This is a genomic window from Rhodococcus gordoniae (assembly GCF_001646655.1).
Lineage (GTDB): Bacteria > Actinomycetota > Actinomycetes > Mycobacteriales > Mycobacteriaceae > Rhodococcus > Rhodococcus gordoniae.
In genome coordinates this window covers 1-17876 of sequence record NZ_LPZN01000002.1, presented here as the reverse complement: position 1 = coordinate 17876, position 17876 = coordinate 1, and the positions used below count along the sequence as shown (strand labels likewise).

20 protein-coding genes are annotated in these 17876 nt (G+C 67.5%); 14 read left to right on the top strand and 6 right to left on the bottom strand.

Features of this window, described 5'->3' with window-relative positions; all coding sequences use genetic code 11:
* Genes gvpO through A8G18_RS00565 form a run of 5 tightly spaced genes read left to right on the top strand, consistent with a single transcriptional unit; the run spans position 1 to position 1975 of the window.
* Positions 1–297, top strand: coding sequence for a gas vesicle protein GvpO (gvpO, locus tag A8G18_RS00585; RefSeq protein ID WP_016931791.1), 297 nt, complete (start codon positions 1–3; stop codon positions 295–297).
* The gene (gene gvpJ / locus A8G18_RS00580; RefSeq protein WP_064062316.1) at positions 294–680 is read left to right on the top strand and encodes a gas vesicle protein GvpJ; all 387 of its coding nucleotides are present in this window, start codon (positions 294–296) and stop codon (positions 678–680) included. The genes gvpO and gvpJ overlap by 4 nt, the downstream gene beginning before the upstream one ends.
* Positions 673–1461 carry a GvpL/GvpF family gas vesicle protein gene (locus tag A8G18_RS00575; RefSeq protein WP_064062315.1) on the top strand — a complete coding sequence of 263 codons (789 nt, stop codon included), beginning with the start codon at positions 673–675 and terminating at the stop codon, positions 1459–1461. The genes gvpJ and A8G18_RS00575 overlap by 8 nt, the downstream gene beginning before the upstream one ends.
* The gene (locus A8G18_RS00570) at positions 1458–1685 is read left to right on the top strand and encodes a gas vesicle protein (RefSeq protein ID WP_064062314.1); all 228 of its coding nucleotides are present in this window, start codon (positions 1458–1460) and stop codon (positions 1683–1685) included. The genes A8G18_RS00575 and A8G18_RS00570 overlap by 4 nt, the downstream gene beginning before the upstream one ends.
* A complete protein-coding gene (locus A8G18_RS00565) occupies positions 1682–1975 on the top strand; it encodes a gas vesicle protein K (RefSeq protein WP_016931787.1) in 294 nt (97 codons plus the stop codon). Before A8G18_RS00570 ends, A8G18_RS00565 begins: the two co-directional genes overlap by 4 nt.
* A 10-nt stretch (positions 1976–1985) precedes the next feature.
* Here the strand turns inward: A8G18_RS00565 and A8G18_RS00560 are convergent, their stop codons facing one another.
* Together A8G18_RS00560 and A8G18_RS00555 are read right to left on the bottom strand one after the other, a co-directional pair.
* On the bottom strand, positions 1986–3122 hold the full coding sequence (locus A8G18_RS00560) for an acyl-CoA dehydrogenase family protein (RefSeq protein ID WP_064062313.1): 1137 nt from the start codon (positions 3120–3122) through the stop codon (positions 1986–1988).
* 10 nt (positions 3123–3132) lie between these two features.
* On the bottom strand, positions 3133–4302 hold the full coding sequence (locus A8G18_RS00555) for an acyl-CoA dehydrogenase family protein (RefSeq protein ID WP_016931785.1): 1170 nt from the start codon (positions 4300–4302) through the stop codon (positions 3133–3135).
* 102 nt (positions 4303–4404) lie between these two features.
* Between A8G18_RS00555 and A8G18_RS00550 the strand changes: the two genes are divergently transcribed.
* The 4 genes from A8G18_RS00550 (at position 4405) to A8G18_RS00535 (ending at position 9302) form a co-directional block, all read left to right on the top strand.
* Positions 4405–5031: a TetR/AcrR family transcriptional regulator gene (locus A8G18_RS00550; RefSeq protein ID WP_064062312.1), complete on the top strand. Its 627-nt coding sequence runs from the start codon at positions 4405–4407 to the stop codon at positions 5029–5031.
* Positions 5032–5041: 10 nt separating this feature from the next.
* Positions 5042–5836, top strand: coding sequence for an LLM class F420-dependent oxidoreductase (locus tag A8G18_RS00545; protein WP_064062510.1), 795 nt, complete (start codon positions 5042–5044; stop codon positions 5834–5836).
* A gap of 28 nt (positions 5837–5864) precedes the next feature.
* Positions 5865–7094: an alpha/beta hydrolase family protein gene (locus A8G18_RS00540; RefSeq protein WP_064062311.1), complete on the top strand. Its 1230-nt coding sequence runs from the start codon at positions 5865–5867 to the stop codon at positions 7092–7094.
* Positions 7095–7178: 84 nt separating this feature from the next.
* Positions 7179–9302 (top strand): PhoX family protein, encoded by a 2124-nt coding sequence (locus A8G18_RS00535; RefSeq protein ID WP_064062509.1) that lies wholly within the window; start codon positions 7179–7181, stop codon positions 9300–9302.
* A gap of 63 nt (positions 9303–9365) precedes the next feature.
* On the opposite strand, the gene ggh is transcribed toward A8G18_RS00535, so the two are convergent.
* The gene (ggh, locus tag A8G18_RS00530; protein ID WP_064062310.1) at positions 9366–10703 is read right to left on the bottom strand and encodes a glucosylglycerate hydrolase; all 1338 of its coding nucleotides are present in this window, start codon (positions 10701–10703) and stop codon (positions 9366–9368) included.
* Positions 10704–10912: 209 nt separating this feature from the next.
* On the opposite strand from ggh, the gene A8G18_RS00525 reads away from it, so the two are divergent.
* Positions 10913–11785: a spermidine synthase gene (locus A8G18_RS00525; protein ID WP_064062309.1), complete on the top strand. Its 873-nt coding sequence runs from the start codon at positions 10913–10915 to the stop codon at positions 11783–11785.
* Positions 11782–12810 (top strand): pirin family protein, encoded by a 1029-nt coding sequence (locus tag A8G18_RS00520; protein WP_064062308.1) that lies wholly within the window; start codon positions 11782–11784, stop codon positions 12808–12810. Before A8G18_RS00525 ends, A8G18_RS00520 begins: the two co-directional genes overlap by 4 nt.
* Positions 12811–12857: 47 nt before the next feature.
* Here A8G18_RS00520 and A8G18_RS00515 read toward each other — a convergent pair whose 3' ends face one another.
* On the bottom strand, positions 12858–13148 hold the full coding sequence (locus tag A8G18_RS00515; protein WP_064062307.1) for a putative quinol monooxygenase: 291 nt from the start codon (positions 13146–13148) through the stop codon (positions 12858–12860).
* An 85-nt stretch (positions 13149–13233) separates the two neighbouring features.
* Between A8G18_RS00515 and A8G18_RS00510 the strand changes: the two genes are divergently transcribed.
* Positions 13234–13854: a class I SAM-dependent methyltransferase gene (locus A8G18_RS00510; RefSeq protein WP_064062306.1), complete on the top strand. Its 621-nt coding sequence runs from the start codon at positions 13234–13236 to the stop codon at positions 13852–13854.
* A gap of 3 nt (positions 13855–13857) precedes the next feature.
* Here the strand turns inward: A8G18_RS00510 and A8G18_RS00505 are convergent, their stop codons facing one another.
* Both A8G18_RS00505 and A8G18_RS00500 read right to left on the bottom strand, forming a co-directional pair.
* Entirely contained in the window at positions 13858–15300 is a 1443-nt protein-coding gene (locus A8G18_RS00505; RefSeq protein WP_064062305.1) for a flavin-containing monooxygenase, read from the bottom strand.
* A 3-nt stretch (positions 15301–15303) separates the two neighbouring features.
* Positions 15304–16314, bottom strand: coding sequence for a PHP domain-containing protein (locus A8G18_RS00500; RefSeq protein WP_064062304.1), 1011 nt, complete (start codon positions 16312–16314; stop codon positions 15304–15306).
* A gap of 40 nt (positions 16315–16354) precedes the next feature.
* On the opposite strand from A8G18_RS00500, the gene A8G18_RS00495 reads away from it, so the two are divergent.
* Entirely contained in the window at positions 16355–17059 is a 705-nt protein-coding gene (locus A8G18_RS00495; protein ID WP_064062303.1) for a SanA/YdcF family protein, read from the top strand.
* Positions 17060–17069: 10 nt separating this feature from the next.
* Positions 17070–17741 (top strand): SDR family oxidoreductase, encoded by a 672-nt coding sequence (locus A8G18_RS00490; RefSeq protein WP_064062302.1) that lies wholly within the window; start codon positions 17070–17072, stop codon positions 17739–17741.
* Positions 17742–17876: the final 135 nt, after the last annotated feature.

The window sequence follows — 17876 nt, the reverse complement described above, 5'->3', positions numbered from 1 at the left end:
GTGGCAAGAGATACCGGCCCGCCCGCGATCTCGGCGGCCGAGGCCGCATCGGCGGCCCTCACCCACCTGAAGGAGCTGACCTCGAAGGAAGCTCAGGGCGTCACCTCGATCGAACCCACCGAGGACGGATGGGTCGTCGAGGTGGAAGTCGTCGAGGACAGGCGGATACCGTCGTCGGCCGACATGCTCGCGCTCTACGAGGTGGAGATCGATCTGGACGGGGGTCTGCTCGCGTATCGGCGGACCCGGCGCTACGGACGCGGAAGCAGCGATATCGGAGCGAGGGCCGGGACATGACGGTCGTGGGTGGAGGCGGCACGTCGTCGCCGCAACCCTACGGGGGCGGCGGACGATCGACCAATCTCGGCGACATCCTCGAACGGGTCCTCGACAAGGGACTGGTGATCGCCGGCGACATCCAGGTGAATCTGCTCGACATCGAACTTCTCACCATCAAACTCCGCCTCGTCATCGCCTCGCTCGAGACGGCCAAGGCCGTCGGAATCGACTGGTGGGAGAGCGATCCGTGGTTGACGAGCAAGCCGCGTACACCCGAGGTCGATTCGGGCCGGGCGGAACTCGAGTTGGAGAACAGGCAACTGCGCGAGCGGTTGGCCGCACTCGAGGCGGCCACGGAAGCGGAACCGGCGGAGATCGTGGACGAGGAGGACCGTGACTGAGACGACGGGTGTGTGGATGTACGCCGTGACCGACGGGGCGCTCGCCGGTGACGAGACCGAGGCCGCCTCCGGTGTGGCCGGAGAACATGTCCGTGCGGTGCACGAGGGGGGATTGACCGCCGTGGTCGGAACGGTACCTCTGGACGATTTCGGCGAGGCCGCGCTGGCACGCAATCTCGAGGACCTGGACTGGCTGGAAAGGGTGGCGCGTGCCCATGATTCGGTTGTCGCCGGCCTCGCGCGGCACGTATCGGTCGTACCGCTCCGGCTTGCGACCGTCTGCCTCGACGACGCTCGGGTCCGTGCGCTCCTGACCGAACACGAGGAGCAGTTCTCGTCGGCGCTGACCCTCGTCGCGGGACGCACCGAGTGGGGTGTCAAAGCGTTCGCGGACCGGAAGACGCTGACCGCAGCCGTCGCCGAATCCGACTCGGGCGAAGCAGATTCCGGAAGCGGCACGGCCTATCTGCTCCGTCGTCGCGCGCAACTCGCAGCACAGGAGAACGTCGAACGCGACGCGGCGGCACGCGCGAACGAGATCCACGACCGATTGTTGCGCACGTCGGCGGCGGGTCGCCGGGGCGCGCCGACCGATCCGGCACTGAGCGGAAGCCACGAATGGATGGTGCTCAACGGCACGTATCTCGTCGACGACGACCGGACGGACGAATTCCGTTCCGAAGTGGAAGAACTCGGATCGCAATTCTCGGGGATCCGCCTCGAGACGAGTGGGCCGTGGCCGCCCTATTCGTTCGCGGGAGCAGAACGGATATCACCATGAGGTACGCCGACGGGTCGGTGGACGAGGAGCGGCGGATCGCCCTGATCGATCTGCTGGATCGGGTGCTGTCCGGAGGTGTGGTCATCACCGGCGACATCACCCTCTCGATCGCGGAGATCGATCTGGTGCGGATCTCGCTGCGTGCGCTCATCTCGTCGATCAGCACGCTGTCCGTACCGGGGATCGATGCCCCCGTTCCGCGTGGAGCGCGGGAGGGCACGTGAGCGAGTCCGCACACATCCCCTCCCGCATCGACGCCGACCCCGAATCCGTGGAGCGGGGCCTGGTGACGCTGGTGCTCACACTCGTCGAATTGCTCCGGCAACTCATGGAACGTCAGGCACTGCACCGCGTGGACGCAGGCGACCTCAGCGACGAACAGATCGAACGTCTCGGAACGACTCTGATGTTGCTCGAACAGCGCATGGCGGAACTGCGCGACCATTTCGGGCTCACCCCCGAGGATCTCAACATCGATCTCGGTCCGCTGGGGACACTGCTGCCCCGGGAGTGAGCCCGAGCGGTCACATTCCGGCGATCTCCACGAGCTCGTAGTCCTTCAGGCCGCCGGCGAGCACCCGCAGGTGATCGTCCATGGTGCCGAGGGTGTGCTCGATCGCGGTCAGGCGGCTGAGGTAGTGACCGATGGAGTGCTCGGCCGTGACACCGATGCCACCGTGCATCTGTACCGCCTCCTGACCGATCTTGCGTGCGGACCGGCCGACCTGCAGCTTGGCACGCGACGCGATCGCCGGATCGACGATGCCGTCGGCGAGTGCCATCGTCGCGTACAGGCTCATGCTCGACGCCAGCTCGTACAGCACGTACATGTCGGCGGCGCGGTGGGTGAGCGCTTGGAACATCGACAGCGGCACACCGAACTGCTTGCGCTGCTTCAGGTAACCCGTCGTCAGCTGCACCGAGGAGTCGAGAGCTCCGACCACCTCGGCGCACAGCGCCGCCTGCGCGTGCACCTGAGCTGCGGTGATCGCTGCCGACGCGTCGACCGCCTCACCGAGCGGGGTGGCCGCGACGTTCTCGAGCACGACCTGCGCGCCGCGACGCCCGTCGTGGGTGCGGTAGGGCGTACGGGTGAGACCGTCGGCTCCGGCGTCGACGACGAACAGGCCGATGCCGCCTTCGGGGAGCTTCGCGGAGACGATCAGCGTGTCGGCGCAATCACCGTGCAGCACAGGGTTCTTACGTCCGGACAACGTCCAGGAGTCGCCGTCGCGCGCTGCGGTGGTGGCCACCTCGGTGTGCGGCCAGCGGCTGCCCGGTTCGTCGTGTGCGAACGCCAGCAGCGCGGTGCCCTCGGACAGTCGCGGAACGATATCCGAGCGCTGCGCGTCGCTGCCGATCTCGGCGACGAGGCGGCCGGGCAGGTAGACGCAGTCGAGCACGGGCTCCGGCGCGAGGGCACGACCGATCTCGGTCATGACGGCCATGACCTCCACCGGTCCGGCCCCCATACCGCCGTGTTCCTCGGCGAAGGGCAGACCGAGCACGCCGAGTTCGGCGAGCTGCTTCCACACGTCGCGGTTCCATCCCAGGTCGCTCTCGGCCACCCGGTTGCGCGACTCGATGTCGTACGCGCCCGAGAGCAGGTCGCGGACGGTCGCGCGAAGCATGTCCTGTTCGGTGTCGAGTTCGAAATTCATGTCCGGGGCCTCACAGTCCGAGAATCGAGGAAGCGATGATCGAACGCTGGACCTCGTTCGATCCACCGTAGATGGTGACCTTGCGGTTGTTGAGGTAGGTCGGCGTCGTGAGCCGGGCCCAGTCGGGCGAGTCGATATCGGCTTCACCGGCGGGTAGCGAATCGGGGCCGGCGATGTCGACGAGCAGCTCGGTCGCGGCCTGCTGCAGCTCGGAACCGCGCATCTTGAGCAGCGACGACGCCGGGTTGGGCTTGCCGTCGGCCGACCCGGCGACGACGCGCAGCTGGGTGAGCTCGAGAGCCAGCAGTTCGTTCTCGAGTTCGGCCAGACGTGCCGCGAAGATCGGATCGTCGAGCAGTGATCCGCCCCCGAGGCGGGTCTCGGCCGCGAGGGACTTCGCACGGGCGAGCTTCACCTTGGTGGCGCCGACGCGGGCGATGCCGGTGCGCTCGTTGCCGAGCAGGAACTTCGCCTGTGTCCAGCCGGTGTTCTCCTCGCCGACGAGGTTCTCTGCGGGAACCCGCACGTCTTCGAAGAAGACCTCGTTGACCTCGTAGCTTCCGTCGATCAACTTGATCGGGCGACGGGTGACACCGGGGGTGTCCATCGGGAAGAGCAGCATCGAGATACCGGCCTGCTTCTTCGCATTCGGATCGGTGCGCACGAGGCAGAAGATCCAGTCGGCGTGCTGGGCGAGCGTCGTCCACGTCTTCTGCCCGTTGACGATGTAGTCGTCACCGTCGCGGACGGCGCGGGTCTTGAGGGAGGCGAGATCGGAGCCGGCCTCGGGCTCGGAGAAGCCTTGGCACCACCAGATGTCGAGGTTCGCGGTGGCGGGAAGGAAGCGTTCCTTCATCTCCTGCGAACCGAACTGGGCGATGACCGGGCCGATCATCGACGCGTTGAACGGCAGCGGATCGGGCACCGAGGCGAGTTGCAGCTCGCTGAGCCAGATATTGCGCTGCATCGGCGTCCAGTCCTGGCCACCCCATTCGACGGGCCAGTTGGGAACGGCGAGGCCCCGCGAATGCAGGATGCGCTGGACGGCAACGAAGTCGTCCTTGCCCAGCGGGGTGCCGGACGCGGTCTTCGCGCGCACGTCGGCGGGGATCTCGGTGGTGAAGAAGGTGCGCAGCTCGTCGCGGAACGCGCGCTCCTCCTCGGTGAGCTTCAGGTTCATGGAGAGACCTTCCAGGGATGCCGGCGCCGTAGCGCTTCTCGCGATTCCAAACTAACCTTACATCGTTAGTTCGTCCAGGCCTGCCCGTAAGGAGGACCACGGATGGCGCGCCCCCGCACGCCTCTGCTCAGCCGTGAACTCATCCGCGACGTCACGCTGCGACTCGTGGACGAACACGGCCTCGACGCCGTGTCGATGCGCCGGATCGCCACCGAACTCGGTGTGCGCGCCCCGTCGCTCTACAGCCACTACTCCACCAAGGAACAGCTGCTCGACGACATCGCCGATGCCATCGGCGAATCGGTCGACGTCAGCGCGTTCGCCGGGGACGACTGGCAGGAAGCGCTACGCCGGTGGGCCCGTACCTACCGGGACGCGCTCGCCGCGCACCCGAACATGGTTCCCTTCCTCGCCGCGAGCCCCGGCACCCGGCCCGTCTCCCTCCAGGCGTCCGACGCCATCCACGGCGGTCTCACGCGCGCCGGCTGGCCACCACGGTTCGCGACGATGATCGGCGCCTCGATCAAGTACATCGTCATCGGCTCCGCGATCACGTCGTTCGCGGGGGGGTTCGACGATCACATCGACACCTACAACGAGCGGTATCCGCATCTGTCACAGGCGCATCGGCTCCGCGAGTACGCAGCCGAGATCGACGCCGAGAGCTTCGACCTCGTTCTCGAGTCCTTCCTGCGAGAACTCGGGCGACGATACGAGATGTTGCCCTAACGTGGACTCCATGACGCGCCCCATTCGCATCGGACTCCAACTTCAGCCCCAGCAGCAACCCGACTACGGCGTCATCCGCGACACCGTGCTCCGCGCCGAGGACGCCGGCGTCGACATCGTGTTCAACTGGGACCACTTCTACCCGCTCTACGGCGACCCCGACGGCGCCCACTTCGAATGTTGGACGATGCTCGGCGCCTGGGCCGAGCAGACCGAACGCGTGGAGATCGGCGCCCTGGTCACCGGAGGCGGCTACCGCAACCCCGACCTGCTCGCCGACATGGCCCGCACCGTCGACCACATCAGCGGCGGCCGTCTCATCCTCGGCATCGGCTCGGGCTGGTTCGAGAAGGACTACGACGAGTACGGCTACGAATTCGGCACCAAGGGTTCCCGCCTCGACCTGCTCGCCGAGTACATGCCCCGCATCGTGAACCGCCTCGGCAAGCTGAACCCACAGCCCACCCGGCACATTCCCATCCTGATCGGTGGCGGCGGCCCGAAGAAGACACTGCCGATGGTCGCGAAGTACGCCGACATCTGGCACAGCTTCGGCGAGATGGAGACGCACGCCGAGAAGTCCGAGATCCTCGCGCAGCGCTGCGCCGACGCCGGTCGTCGTCCCGAGGAGATCGAACGGTCCACCTCGTGGCCCGGCGCCGAGGCCGCACCGTCCTATGTCGATCTCGGTATCACCCAGTTCACCGTGGGTGTCGGCGGTCCCGACTACGATCTCGACGAATTGCGGGAAGCGATCGCATGGCGCGACGAGAACTCCGCACCGCCGCTGACAGGGCTCAGCTGATCTTCGTCGTCAGTACCATCGGTGGTGCATGTCGAACGCACCATGGCTTCCGCCCTGCACCGCCGACGACTGGGACGACAGTCGCCGGCGGCGCCGTCTCCGCGACACTCGCACCGGACATCACTGGGTCCGGTTCGGTCGGCTCCGGCGAGCTCTCGCACGCACGGCCGTCGCGGCGCTCCCACTCGTCGCCCTGTTCACCCAGTACTGGGCGTGGGACGTCACGCCGGTCCGTGAGCGGCTCGCCCTCACCCGACCTCAGCTGCATCCGATATACGACGCGGCGGCACGGGAGGATCGCGACACGGCCGTGGTCGATCTCGTGGGTCTCGGCAACCTCGACGCGACCGACACCGCCACGGCGCTGCCCGCACTGAGCGAACTCGGACAGGTGTGGGCGGTCGAGTACGACAACAGTGGTCTCGACACCGCCGTCGTCAGCCGCCTGATCCAGGAGCGTGCGGCGTGGACCGGCATAGAGAACATCGTGCTCACGGGGCACAGCATGGGCGGGATCATCGCGCTCGAGGTCGCCCAGCATCTGTACCAGGACACCTCGCTGGAGGTGACCGGTGTGATCCTGGACTGCACGCCGCTGGACCTGCACGCCGTCCGGGCCGGCGCACGCGATGCCGGTGAGGATCTGCTGCGCTGGATCGGCTGGTTGCCGGGTGCGCGGGAGAGCCGCAGCATGCGGATGCTCGTCGAGATCGTCGCCCGGAAGGATCGCTTCGTCGTTCCTTCCGAGCGGCGGTACCGCCGGATCGACACCGAGGAATTGAGGAAGGCCGCGACCGAGGTGCTGCACGACAAGATCTTCTCGACGGACGCGGCGAGCAACGGGTTGATCGAGTCGCAGTTCCGGGCGATCGTCGCGTCCGGCGCGGTGGACAACCTGAAGGCACTGGCCGACGAGCGCGGCGACAAGATCCGGCCCGCCGTGGTGTTCCTCCGACCACGGAATGCATCGGCCGACACTGTCGTGGACGTCGAGTACAGTCACCGGATTCTCGTCGACCAATCGGGTGGTATCGACGGCACCCTTCTGGTGTCGAAACTCGACCGCACCGGGCACGCCGATCCCATCCGCGCACCCGACTCGTACAACGACGCGATCGCCGACCGGGTGGTGCCGTTCGTCGACGCGAGACCCGGCGAGATGCAGGACGAGGACGAGCAACCACCGGACGAGTTCTTCGACGGCGAACGTCCCGGCGTACGGCCGATCATGGACCTGGACCGCATCGCCCCGGGCTGAGTTCGCTCCCCTCCTGTGATTGCCGTCTCACGGCAGCCGAATGCTCATCGGGTGTTCACCTTCTCGTTCCGTCCGACTCGCCTGATGCTCCTACGGTTCCCGCGTCGAACCGATTCCGAGGAGATAGTCGTGGCCCGTAGGATCCTGCCCCTGTTCGTCACGCACGACGGCATATCGTCGCGCTCGAACATCACCTGCAAGTACAAGTGCGGGGACGCCTGTTCGCACGCAGTTCCCAACACCTCGCGCGGTGAGTACTTCGGCGACATCGTTCGAGCCGCCGTCTCGCGTCGCGGGGTGCTGCGGGGTGGTGCCATGGCGGTGCTCGCCGTCGGTGCCGGTGGTGTACTGACGGCCTGCGCGGACGATTCCGCCGCGGCTGCCAGCAGCGACGCAGCGGGCGCGGATGATCTCGGTCCGGTGCCGGACGGCACGAACTTCACCGCCGTGGCCCCGAACACCGATGACGCGGTGACGGTTCCGGACGGCTACGAGCAGGAGGTCGTCATCCGCTGGGGCGACCCGGTGTTGCCCGACGCTCCGGCCTTCGACATCGGCAGTCAGACGGCCGCCGCTCAGGAGAAGCAGTTCGGGTTCAACAACGACTTCGCCGGTCTGCTGCCGGTGGACGGCAGGCCCGACACCCATCTGCTCGTCGTCAATCACGAATACACCACCGAGCCTTTCATGTTCGCCGACTACGACGCGGATTCCCCCACCGAGGAACAGGTACGCATCGGCATCGCGGGTCACGGACTGTCGGTGGTCCAAGTGAAGGGTGAACCAGGGACCGGTCGTCTGACACCGGAATTCGGTGAGTACAACCGTCGAATCACCGGAACCACACCATTTCTCCTCACGGGACCGGCCGCGGGCAGCGACCTGCTGAAGACCTCCGCCGACCCGACCGGCACGCGGGTCGCCGGGACGTTCAACAACTGCGCCGGTGGTCTCACGCCCTGGGGCACCGTGCTGTCCGGCGAGGAGAATTTCGATCAGTACTTCGCCAACGCCGAGAGCGTGACGGACCCGGTCGCCGCCGAACGTCTCGCCCGGTACGGACTCGAGGGCACGGAGACCGAACGGAAGTGGGAACGTTTCGACCCCCGCTTCGACATCGCAGCAGAACCCAACGAGGTCAACCGGTTCGGATGGATCGTCGAGATCGACCCGTGGGATGCGAACTCGGTACCCGTCAAGCACACCGCCCTCGGACGGTTCAAGCACGAAGCGGCCACCGTTCACGTCACCGGTGACGGCACCGTCGTCTCCTACAGCGGCGACGACGAACGCTTCGACTACATGTACAAGTTCGTGTCGTCGCGGAGGATCCAACCCGGAAGATCCCGGGCTGCCATGCGGCACAACATGACCCTGCTCGACGCGGGAACACTGTACGTCGCGAAGCTCAGCGGCGACCATCCGGACGCGATCGACGGATCCGGAACTCTGCCGAGCGGCGGCGAGTTCCGCGGTAAGGGCGAGTGGATCGCGTTGCTGCGCACGAACGAGGACGGCAGCGCCGAGTCACTGGTCGACGGCATGAGCGCCGAGGAGGTCGCGGTGTTCACGCGACTCGCGGGCGACAAGGTGGGCGCGACGAAGATGGATCGTCCCGAGGACTTCGAACCGAACCCGGTCACCGGCAAGGTCTACGTCGCGCTCACCAACAACACCAAGCGCGGTGTCGACGGAGCGGCGCCGGCGGACGAGGCGAATCCGCGCGAGAACAACAAGAACGGTCAGGTTCTCGAGATCGACGACGACCACGCGGGTACGTCCTTCACCTGGACCCTGCTGCTCGTGTGCGGCGATCCGAACGAGGCCGACACCTACTTCGGCGGTTTCGACAAGTCGCAGGTCAGCCCGATCTCGTGCCCGGACAACCTGGCCTTCGATTCGTACGGCAACCTGTGGATCTCCACGGACGGCAACGCACTCGGCTCCAACGACGGGTTGTTCAGCGTCGTCCTCGACGGACCGCGCCGCGGGGAGACGAAGCAGTTCCTCACCGTGCCGATCGGCGCGGAGACGTGCGGTCCGATCGTGCAGGACGGCCGTGTCGTGGTGTGCGTCCAGCATCCCGGGGAGACCGACGACGCGTCGTGGGCGTCGCCGGCTTCGCACTGGCCCGACGGAGGCGACTCCCAGCCGCGTCCTTCCGTGGTCGCGGCGTGGAAGTCGGACGGCGGCCGGATCGGAGTCTGATGCCCCTCGTGCGTGGTTTCGGTGGTCGCGGTTGCCGAAACCACGCACGGGCCGCGGAGCGGCCTAACCCAGCCAGTCCAATACCGCTGCGGCGGTCCACGACTGCTGCATACTGCCGAGCGGGTCGCCGGTGAACGGTTCGTAGTACTCGGCGAAGGTGCCGTCGCTCGCCTGCCGGAGTCCTTCCGCGCGAAGCACGTTCGCGCGCTCGGCCCAACCTCGACGAGCAAAGGCCCACGAGAACAGCCAGGTCATCACGGGCCACACCGGTCCGCGCCAGTACTCGCGCGGTCGGAAGTCGCCCGAGACGGGGGAGGTGGACGGCGGTACCGCGTAGCGCAGATCCGGATGCCCGCAGAACTTCGGTCCTTCGAAGGTGCGCAACAGTGCCCGTTCGGCCTGCCGGTCGAGCCCACCGCACAGCAGCGGGGCGAACATCGCGAGAGTGTCGGTAGCGACCCACTTCCCGCTGCGCAGATCGAAGTCCTTCGCCGCTCCCGTCCGGGAGTCGGTCGTGGCGATCACCCCCTTCCGGAATCGGTCCGACCATGAATACAACTCGCGCACATCGGCGTTGGGACGGGCGTGCTCTTCGCCGATGGTCGCGAGCACCTCACACGACAACGAGAACACCGCACTGACGAAGACGTCCTCCACCGCGAAGCTCATGGCCTTCGCGAGCACGCCGTCTTCGTAGCGCGCCGTCTTCATCTCCTCGAGCAACCACAGATAACGCGTGTATTCACGATCGCTGGGTCGCTGGGTGGCGTCGGCGACGTGCTCGAGATCCTCACGGTGGAAGGGTGGTACCGGACCTGCGACGACGTTGGCGTACGCCGCATCCCAGCGCGGCGAGTTGTCCATGCCCGACTCCCATCCGTGGTACAGCGCGATCCGGCCGTTGCCGTCGAGATCGCGCGCGTGGGCGAGCCAGCGGTGCCAGCGCACCAGATCCGCCCACCGGCGGTCCAGGAACTCCTCGGCGACAGCACGCGTCGAGCGACCGTGCCGCCTCGAATGTTCGAGGATGCGCTGCACGGCGACGGCGTGCACGGGAGGCTGGGTGATGCCCGAGGTCTGCACCTGACCCGGTGCGTGCGCGGCCAGCTCGGAGACCGCCCAGCGCGACGGGCCGGGGAAGTAGCCGTCGACGCCGTTGGCGAAGACGATGTGCGGGATCATCCCGTTCTTCCACTGCGCCGACAGCAAGGTGTCGAGTTCGACCACTGCTCGTTCGACACTCAGCGGCGCGAGGCCCACGGCGACGAACGCCGCATCCCAGCTCCACATGTGTGGATAGAGCTTGGGAGCGGCACTCGTCATGGTGCCCAGGTCGTTGCCACGCAGCAAGTACGCCGCGCGGGCGGCGAGCTGCGTGGAAGTGAATCCTCGGTCCGGCATGGCCCCATTCTCGGTCGTGCGGACGGATTCGCACGACGAGGGCCGTAGCTGTAACAGCGTCGACACATTCGGCGCGACCCACGGTCGGTGGCTCGCCTGCGGTGATCTCGTCCTCACGCCCGTCATCAGCGTCGTTGCGACCTCGATGATGCACAAGGAGGAGCTCCACCTCTGCTCGGACACCCGGCGGGTGGTACTAGGCTCGTCCTATGAGCAGGCAACGAGGTGGCCGCGCCGCATCGTCGCCGCGCAAGGAGAAGACGGGTGCCCCGGGCGGCCCGGTCGAGGGGTTGTACGACATCGACACGGGCACGTGCGAGCTCGTCAAGGACCGCTATCTCGCCGACGGATGGGTGCTCGAGATCAACGGGGTGCCCAGCTCGCACATCGACCTGAGCGACCCCGCCCTGCTCGAGTTCGAGTACATGCGGTGGATCGCGATGCTCGTCGAGAGCAGGTTCGACCGCGACTCGAGACTGCGCGTGCTGCATCTGGGCGGAGGCGCGTGCACGATGGCGCGCTACTTCGCCGCGGTCCACCCCGACGCGCGGCAGGTCGTCGTCGAGATGCCGCGCGCACCGCTGCTGCGCATCCGGGTGGGCGAGGCCCGCCAGGTACTCACCTCGCTCTCCGATGCGAGCCGTGATGTGATCGTGCGCGATGTCTTCGCCTACAACCGCACTCCCGTCGCGCTCACGACCGTCCAGTTCACGCAGCACGCCCGGCGGGTGCTCGCACCCGGCGGTGTCTACGTCGTCAACTGCGGCGACTTCCGCGATCTGGCCGTCGCGAAACGTGAGGCCGCGACGATCGGCGAGGTCTTCGAGCACACGGTGATCATCGCCGACCCCGCGATGCTCAAGGGACGTCGCTACGGCAACGTCGTCATCGCCGGCAGCGACCTGCCGCTCGGCGAGTCCCCGGCCCTTGCCCGCGACCTGCTCGGCGGGGCCGTACCCGCACAGATACGCCTGGGTGACCAGGTGGTGAAGTTCGCCGCCGGGTCGCGGGTACTCGACGACAGTGAGGCCACCACACCACCCGGAACAAAGAGCACGGGTACAGAGTTGCACCGGTCATGACCTCAGCAGCCTCCACTCCGGTACTCCAGGTGTTCCGGCTGGGTTCGCCCTGGCAGACGCTCGATCCGTTCCTGTTCGCCGTGCACCACCTCGACGCCTATCCGGCGGGCAACGACGATCTCGGACCCGACGCATCGCTCGACGGCCGCCCGCTCGGCCAGGACTTCGGCAATCCGGCGGGCTGGAGCATGTACCACGGCACCACCGTCCCCGGCTTCCCCGGACATCCGCACCGCGGCTTCGAGACGGTGACCTTCGTCCGCTCGGGTTTCGTCGACCACTCCGATTCGGTGGGTGCGGCGGCGCGTTTCGGTGAGGGCGACACGCAGTGGCTCACCGCCGGCAACGGCATCGTGCACAGCGAGATGTTCCCTCTGCTGAACAAGGATTCGGGAAACCCGCTCGAGTTGTTCCAGATCTGGTTGAACCTGCCGGCCGAATCGAAGTCCGCCGACCCGCACTTCTCGATGCTGTGGAACGAGGACACTCCCACGGTGACGGTCGCAGACGAGGACGGACGCACGGTCTCCGTCCGGGTCCTGGCCGGTGAACTCGACGGCTCCACTCCGCCTCCGCCCCCGCCGAATTCGTGGGCGTCCCGACCCGACACCGACGTAGCGATCTGGAACATCGACCTGTCGTCCGGCGCGTGCCGGGAGCTGCCGGCCGCACGCGGCGACCGGACGCAGCGGGTCCTGTACGTGTACAGCGGCTCCCCGGTGCGGATCGGCGACCGGACGATCGAGTCCGGACACGGGGTCGTCGTCGACGCGTCGGTGCCGGTACACCTCACCGGCGGCGACGAGGGCACGCAGATCCTGATGCTGCAGGGCCGACCGATCGGCGAACCCGTCGTCTCGTACGGCCCGTTCGTGCTCGACGACGAGGCCGGCATCCGCCAGGCGTTCGAGGACTACCGTCGCACCGGATTCGGTGGATGGCCCTGGGACAGCGACGGTCCCGTGCACGACCGCGACGCCGGGCGGTTCGCCCGGTATCCCGACGAGAAGCTCGAGCAACGCTGACCGCGTGCGCAGATCCTGTCGATCTCCGGCAGGATCTGCGACGAGAACTACTCGTTCGACGGTTGCACATCCGGGACGAGGTATTCGGCCACCGCCATCGACCGGATCCAGCGGGCCTGATCGTCGCCGGGCCCGCTGCCGCGGAAGGTGTCGAGGTGTGCCTGCGACTCCCACCGTTCGTAGATGCAGACGCGGTCGGGTTCGAGCAGGTCCGCGGTGACGGCGAAGTCGAGGCAGCCCGGTGCTCTGCGCGCGGCCTCGACGACGGCCTCACAGGTCGCCAGGTAGGACTCGCGCCGCTCGGCGTCGACGGTGAGATGTCCTGCGACGATGATCATGGATCCCTCCCGCGGTAACCGATTCGTCGTCGGTAGGACCTGTGGACGGAGTCGAACTCATCGCGGCCCGCCGTACCATGCCGGAGTGACCCAGCCCGGATACGACGCTCTCGCGGATCTGTACGTCGAACTGTTCCCCGATCCTTACCTGACGCCGCTCGAACGCCACACGGTCGCCGCCTTCGCCGAGATGGTGCGGCACAGCCCGGTGCAGGGCGTCGTGCTGGACGTGGGGTGCGGACCCGGATACGTGGCCGCGGACCTCGCCGAACGCGGACTCGACGTGGTCGGCCTCGATCCCAGCACGGAGATGCTGCGCATCGCGCGGGGTGCTCATCCCGCCCTGCGATTCGTCCGGGACGATGCACGACTCGGATCCGGCGAGCTGCGCGGAGTGGTTCCGAGCGCGATCATCGCGCGGTACAGCCTCATCCACGTTGCGCCGTCCGAGATCCTCGGGATCCTCGACGGGTGGGCGGAAAGGATCCCGTCCGGGGGCGTGGTGCTCATCGCGGGCCAGACCACCGACACCCCCGGCGAGGTGGTCGAGTTCGATCACGCGGTGGCGCCGGCATGGCGGTGGCACCCGGATCGTCTCGCCGCGGCATTGTCCGATGCCGGTTTCGACGAGGTGTGGCGGACGGTCGGTCGTCCCGACGCCGGCCATCGCTTCCCCGACGTCCATCTGGCGGCGCGCCGGCGCTGACGGTCAGGGTGTGAACACCATCGACTCGTCGATGCGCCCGAACCGCATGGTGGGCAGGTCGAGCAGATAGTTCTGGCGCATGAGCCACGGACTGCGCGAACCTTGCTTGGGGAGAGCACCTTCCGCCCGGTGGATGTAGCCCGAGTCGAGACCGAGAAGCGGACGGGTGCGTCCGTCGCCCGAATACCTCGGAACCGCCGAGCGGTAGCCGTTGCGGCGCATGTGCCGCAGCACCCGACACACGTAGAGGGACGCGAGATCGGCACGCAATGTCCACGACGCATTGGTGTAACCCAGGCACATCGCGGCATTGGGAACGCCGTCGAGCATCATGCCCCGGTAGATGAACCGGGTGGAGAGGTCGATCTTCTCGCCGTCGACGACGAATTCGATTCCCCCGGCCGGCACCAACCGCAGACCGGTTGCGGGAATCAGGATCTCGGCCTCGAGTTCTCGTCCGGACTCCAGCCGCACACTCTTCTCGGTGACGGTGTCGATCCGGTCGGTGACGATCTCGGCCTTCCCGGCGCGCAGGGTGCGGAACAGGTCGGAATCGGGGACCACGCACAGCCGCTGATCCCACGGGTCGTAGCGCGGCGAGAAGTGCGGATCGACCGGGACGCGGCCACGCAGACGACGCGCGACGAGCGTGCGCAGCACGCGCTTCGCCGCCGAGGGAAATCTCTGGCAGAACTGGTAGAAGCCGAGATTGAGCACCACGTTCTTCGCCCGCACCGCACGGTGGGCCACCGGATCCGGCAGGGCACGCCGTATCCGCGCGGCGATCGGGTCGCGCGCAGGCAGCGACATCACGTAGGTGGGGGAGCGCTGCAGCATCGTCACGTGCTCGGCCTTCTCCGCGAGAGCGGGCACGAGCGTCACAGCCGTGGCGCCGCTGCCGATCACCACGACCTTCCTGCCCTCGTAGTCGAGATCGTCGGGCCAGAACTGCGGGTGCACGATGGTTCCGGCGAAATCCTGCAGACCGGGGATGTCGGGGAGATAACCGGACTCGTAGCTGTAGTAGCCGCTGCAGATGTAGAGGAAGGTACAGGAGATCTCGACGGTACCGCCCCCGGTCGTGGCGCGGACCGTCCAGCGGGCGTCCTCCGAGGACCAGGATGCATCGATCACCTTGTGGCCGAACCGGATCCGTTTGTCGATGCCGAACTCGGCGGCGGTGTCGCGGATGTACTGCAGGATGTCGGGACCGTCGGCGATGGACTTCTCGCCCCGCCACGGGCGGAACGGGAAACCGAGCGTGTACATGTCGCTGTCCGACCGGATTCCGGGGTACCGGAACAGATCCCACGTACCGCCGATCGCCTCTCGACTCTCGAGGATCGCGTACTCGAGATCCGGGCAGCGTGTCTGCAGCCGGTAACCGGCACCGATGCCGGACAGTCCGGCTCCGACGATCAGTACGTCGATGTGTTCCACGTGCATCCCCTACCTGTCGGTCCACGCCAGCAGGTCGTCGACCCCCCAGGTGTTGATCACCTGTTCGGGTTCGACACCCCGCTCGGCGGCACGTTCGCAACCGTACCCGAGCCAGTCGAGCTGCCCGGGTGCGTGCGCGTCGGTGTCGATGGAGAACAGGCACCCGATCTCGAGTGCCAGATCGACGAGACGCGAGGGCGGGTCGCGTCGTTCGGGCCGGCAGTTGATCTCGACGGCGGTGTCGTGGTCGCGACATGCGGCGAAGACCTTCTCGGCGTCGAACTTCGATTCGGGCCGGCTCCCACGGCCACCGGCGACGAGCCTCCCCGTACAGTGCCCGAGGACGTCGACGTGGGGGTTCGCTGCCGCACGCAGCATGCGTTTCGTCATCACCGACCGGTCGGCCCGCAGGTTCGAGTGCACGCTCGCGACGACGACATCGAGTTCGGCGAGCAACGCCTCATCCTGATCGAGCGAACCGTCGTCGAGGATGTCGACCTCGATCCCGGTGAGAATCCTTGCACCGCCGTTCTTCTCATTGATCTGCGCGACGATGCCGAGCTGCTGACGCAATCGCTCCGCGGTCAGGCCGTTCGCCACCTTCAGCCGAGGAGAGTGGTCGGTGAGGGCGAAGTACTCGTGCCCGATCATCGTCGACGCGACACGGTGCATCTCGTCGATCGGGCTGCCACCGTCGGACCAGTTCGAATGGGTGTGCAGATCGCCGCGCAGCGACCCGAGCAGGTCGCGGGCGCCGCACCCGATCGGCTCGGCCTCCTCACGCAACTGCGCGAGATAGGCGGGCACTCCGTCGAACGACTCGCGAACGATCGTCGCGGTCTTCTTCCCTACGCCCGGCAGGTCGGTCCACGAGTCGGTCTTCCGTAAGACCTCGCGCTTGTGTTCGCTCACGTCGGCGAGCACCTCGGCCGCACGGCGGTAGGCCTGCACGCGATAGGTGTCGGCACGGTCGCGTTCGAGCCGGAAAGCGACTTCACGGAGGGCGTCGACGGGGTCCACCCCTCCATTGTGGCCGTGGGGCGTCCGTAATCTGGGATGCATGCTCGAATCCGTCAGGTCGTCGTCTCCTCTCGGTGCGGTCTCCGCACTGGCCGTCGGTGCGGTGTCCGCGCTGACACTCGTCTCCGCGCGTGTGGCGGCCGAGGCGAAGGACCTCGTATACGAGGTGGACGATGCGCCGGCGGCGCCGGTGGTGATCGTGCCGGGTGCGCGGGTGCACCGGGGACGTCCCATGCGGGTGCTCCGCAGCCGCCTCGACGTCGCGGTCTCGCTGATGGAGCAGGGACGGGTGCAGGCCGTGCTCGTCTCGGGTGATGCGGCGGGAAACTCGGGCGACGAGATCGAGGCGATGATCTCGTATCTCGTCGAGCAGGGCGTGAACCGCGAGCGGATCGTCGCCGATCCGTACGGTCTCGACACCTACGACACCGCCCGGCGTGCCGTCGCCACCTACGGAGTGCGACAGGCACTGATCACGACCCAGTCGTTCCACCTGCCGCGCGCGGTGGCGTTGTGCAGGCGGGTGGGGATCGACATCGCCGGGGTTCGCGCTGCGAACGACGTGCGGCCGCGCACGCGGATCAGGAATCTGGCGCGCGAGTACATGCTGTCGCGGCCCAAGGCATTTCTCGAGCTCCGGTTTCCCCGCGACCCGGCGGTGTCGACGCCGCCGGACGACCGGCTGGCCGAGATCCTGTCCGGTCTCGAGCACGGTGTGGTGGCCACCCCGCCGTCGGATTCCTAGGCTCGTGTCCATGCGCCCCACAGCTCTCGTCACCGGAGGGGGTCGCGGTCTCGGCGCCGCGATCGCCCACGAACTCGCACCCACCCACGATCTGCTCCTCGGCGGCCGACGTCGCGAGTCGCTCGATGCGATCCTCGAGGAACTCCCCGACGCCACGCCGTGGCCGGTGGATCTGCTCGATCACGACGCCGTCGCCGCGGCCGTGGCGGACATCGACCGGCTCGACGTACTCGTCCACAACGCCGGTGTCGCCGAGCTCGGCACCGTCGCCGACACCGAACCACGGCAGTGGCGCGAGACGTTCGAGGCGAACGTGGTCGCCGTCGTCGCACTGACCCAGCTGCTGCTGCCGGCCCTGCGGGCCGCGAGCGGGCACGTGGTGCTCATCAATTCGGGGGCCGGTCTGCGCGCCCGTCCCGGCTGGGGTGCCTATGCCGCGAGCAAGTTCGCGCTGCGCGCGTTCGGCGATGTGCTCCGTGAGGAGGAGCCCGCTCTGCGGGTCACCTCGATCCACCCGGGCCGGATCGACACCGACATGCAGCGCGCGATCGTCGCGTCGGAGGGTCGCGAGTACGACCCGTCGCAGTTCCTCACCCCCGGATCGGTCGCCCGCGCGGTGCGGCAGGTGGTCGAAGCGCCCGTGGATGCGCATCCCACCGAGATCGTTCTGCGCCCCCGCTGATCCGGTCAGAACGGTAGCGGGATCACCACCGGAGGGCCTCCCGGAATCTGGATCTGGATCTGTGGTGGGGGCGGTGGTGCAGGTGCGGGGGGTGCCGGCGCCGGAGGAGGTGCCGGCGCCCCCCGCACCTGCACC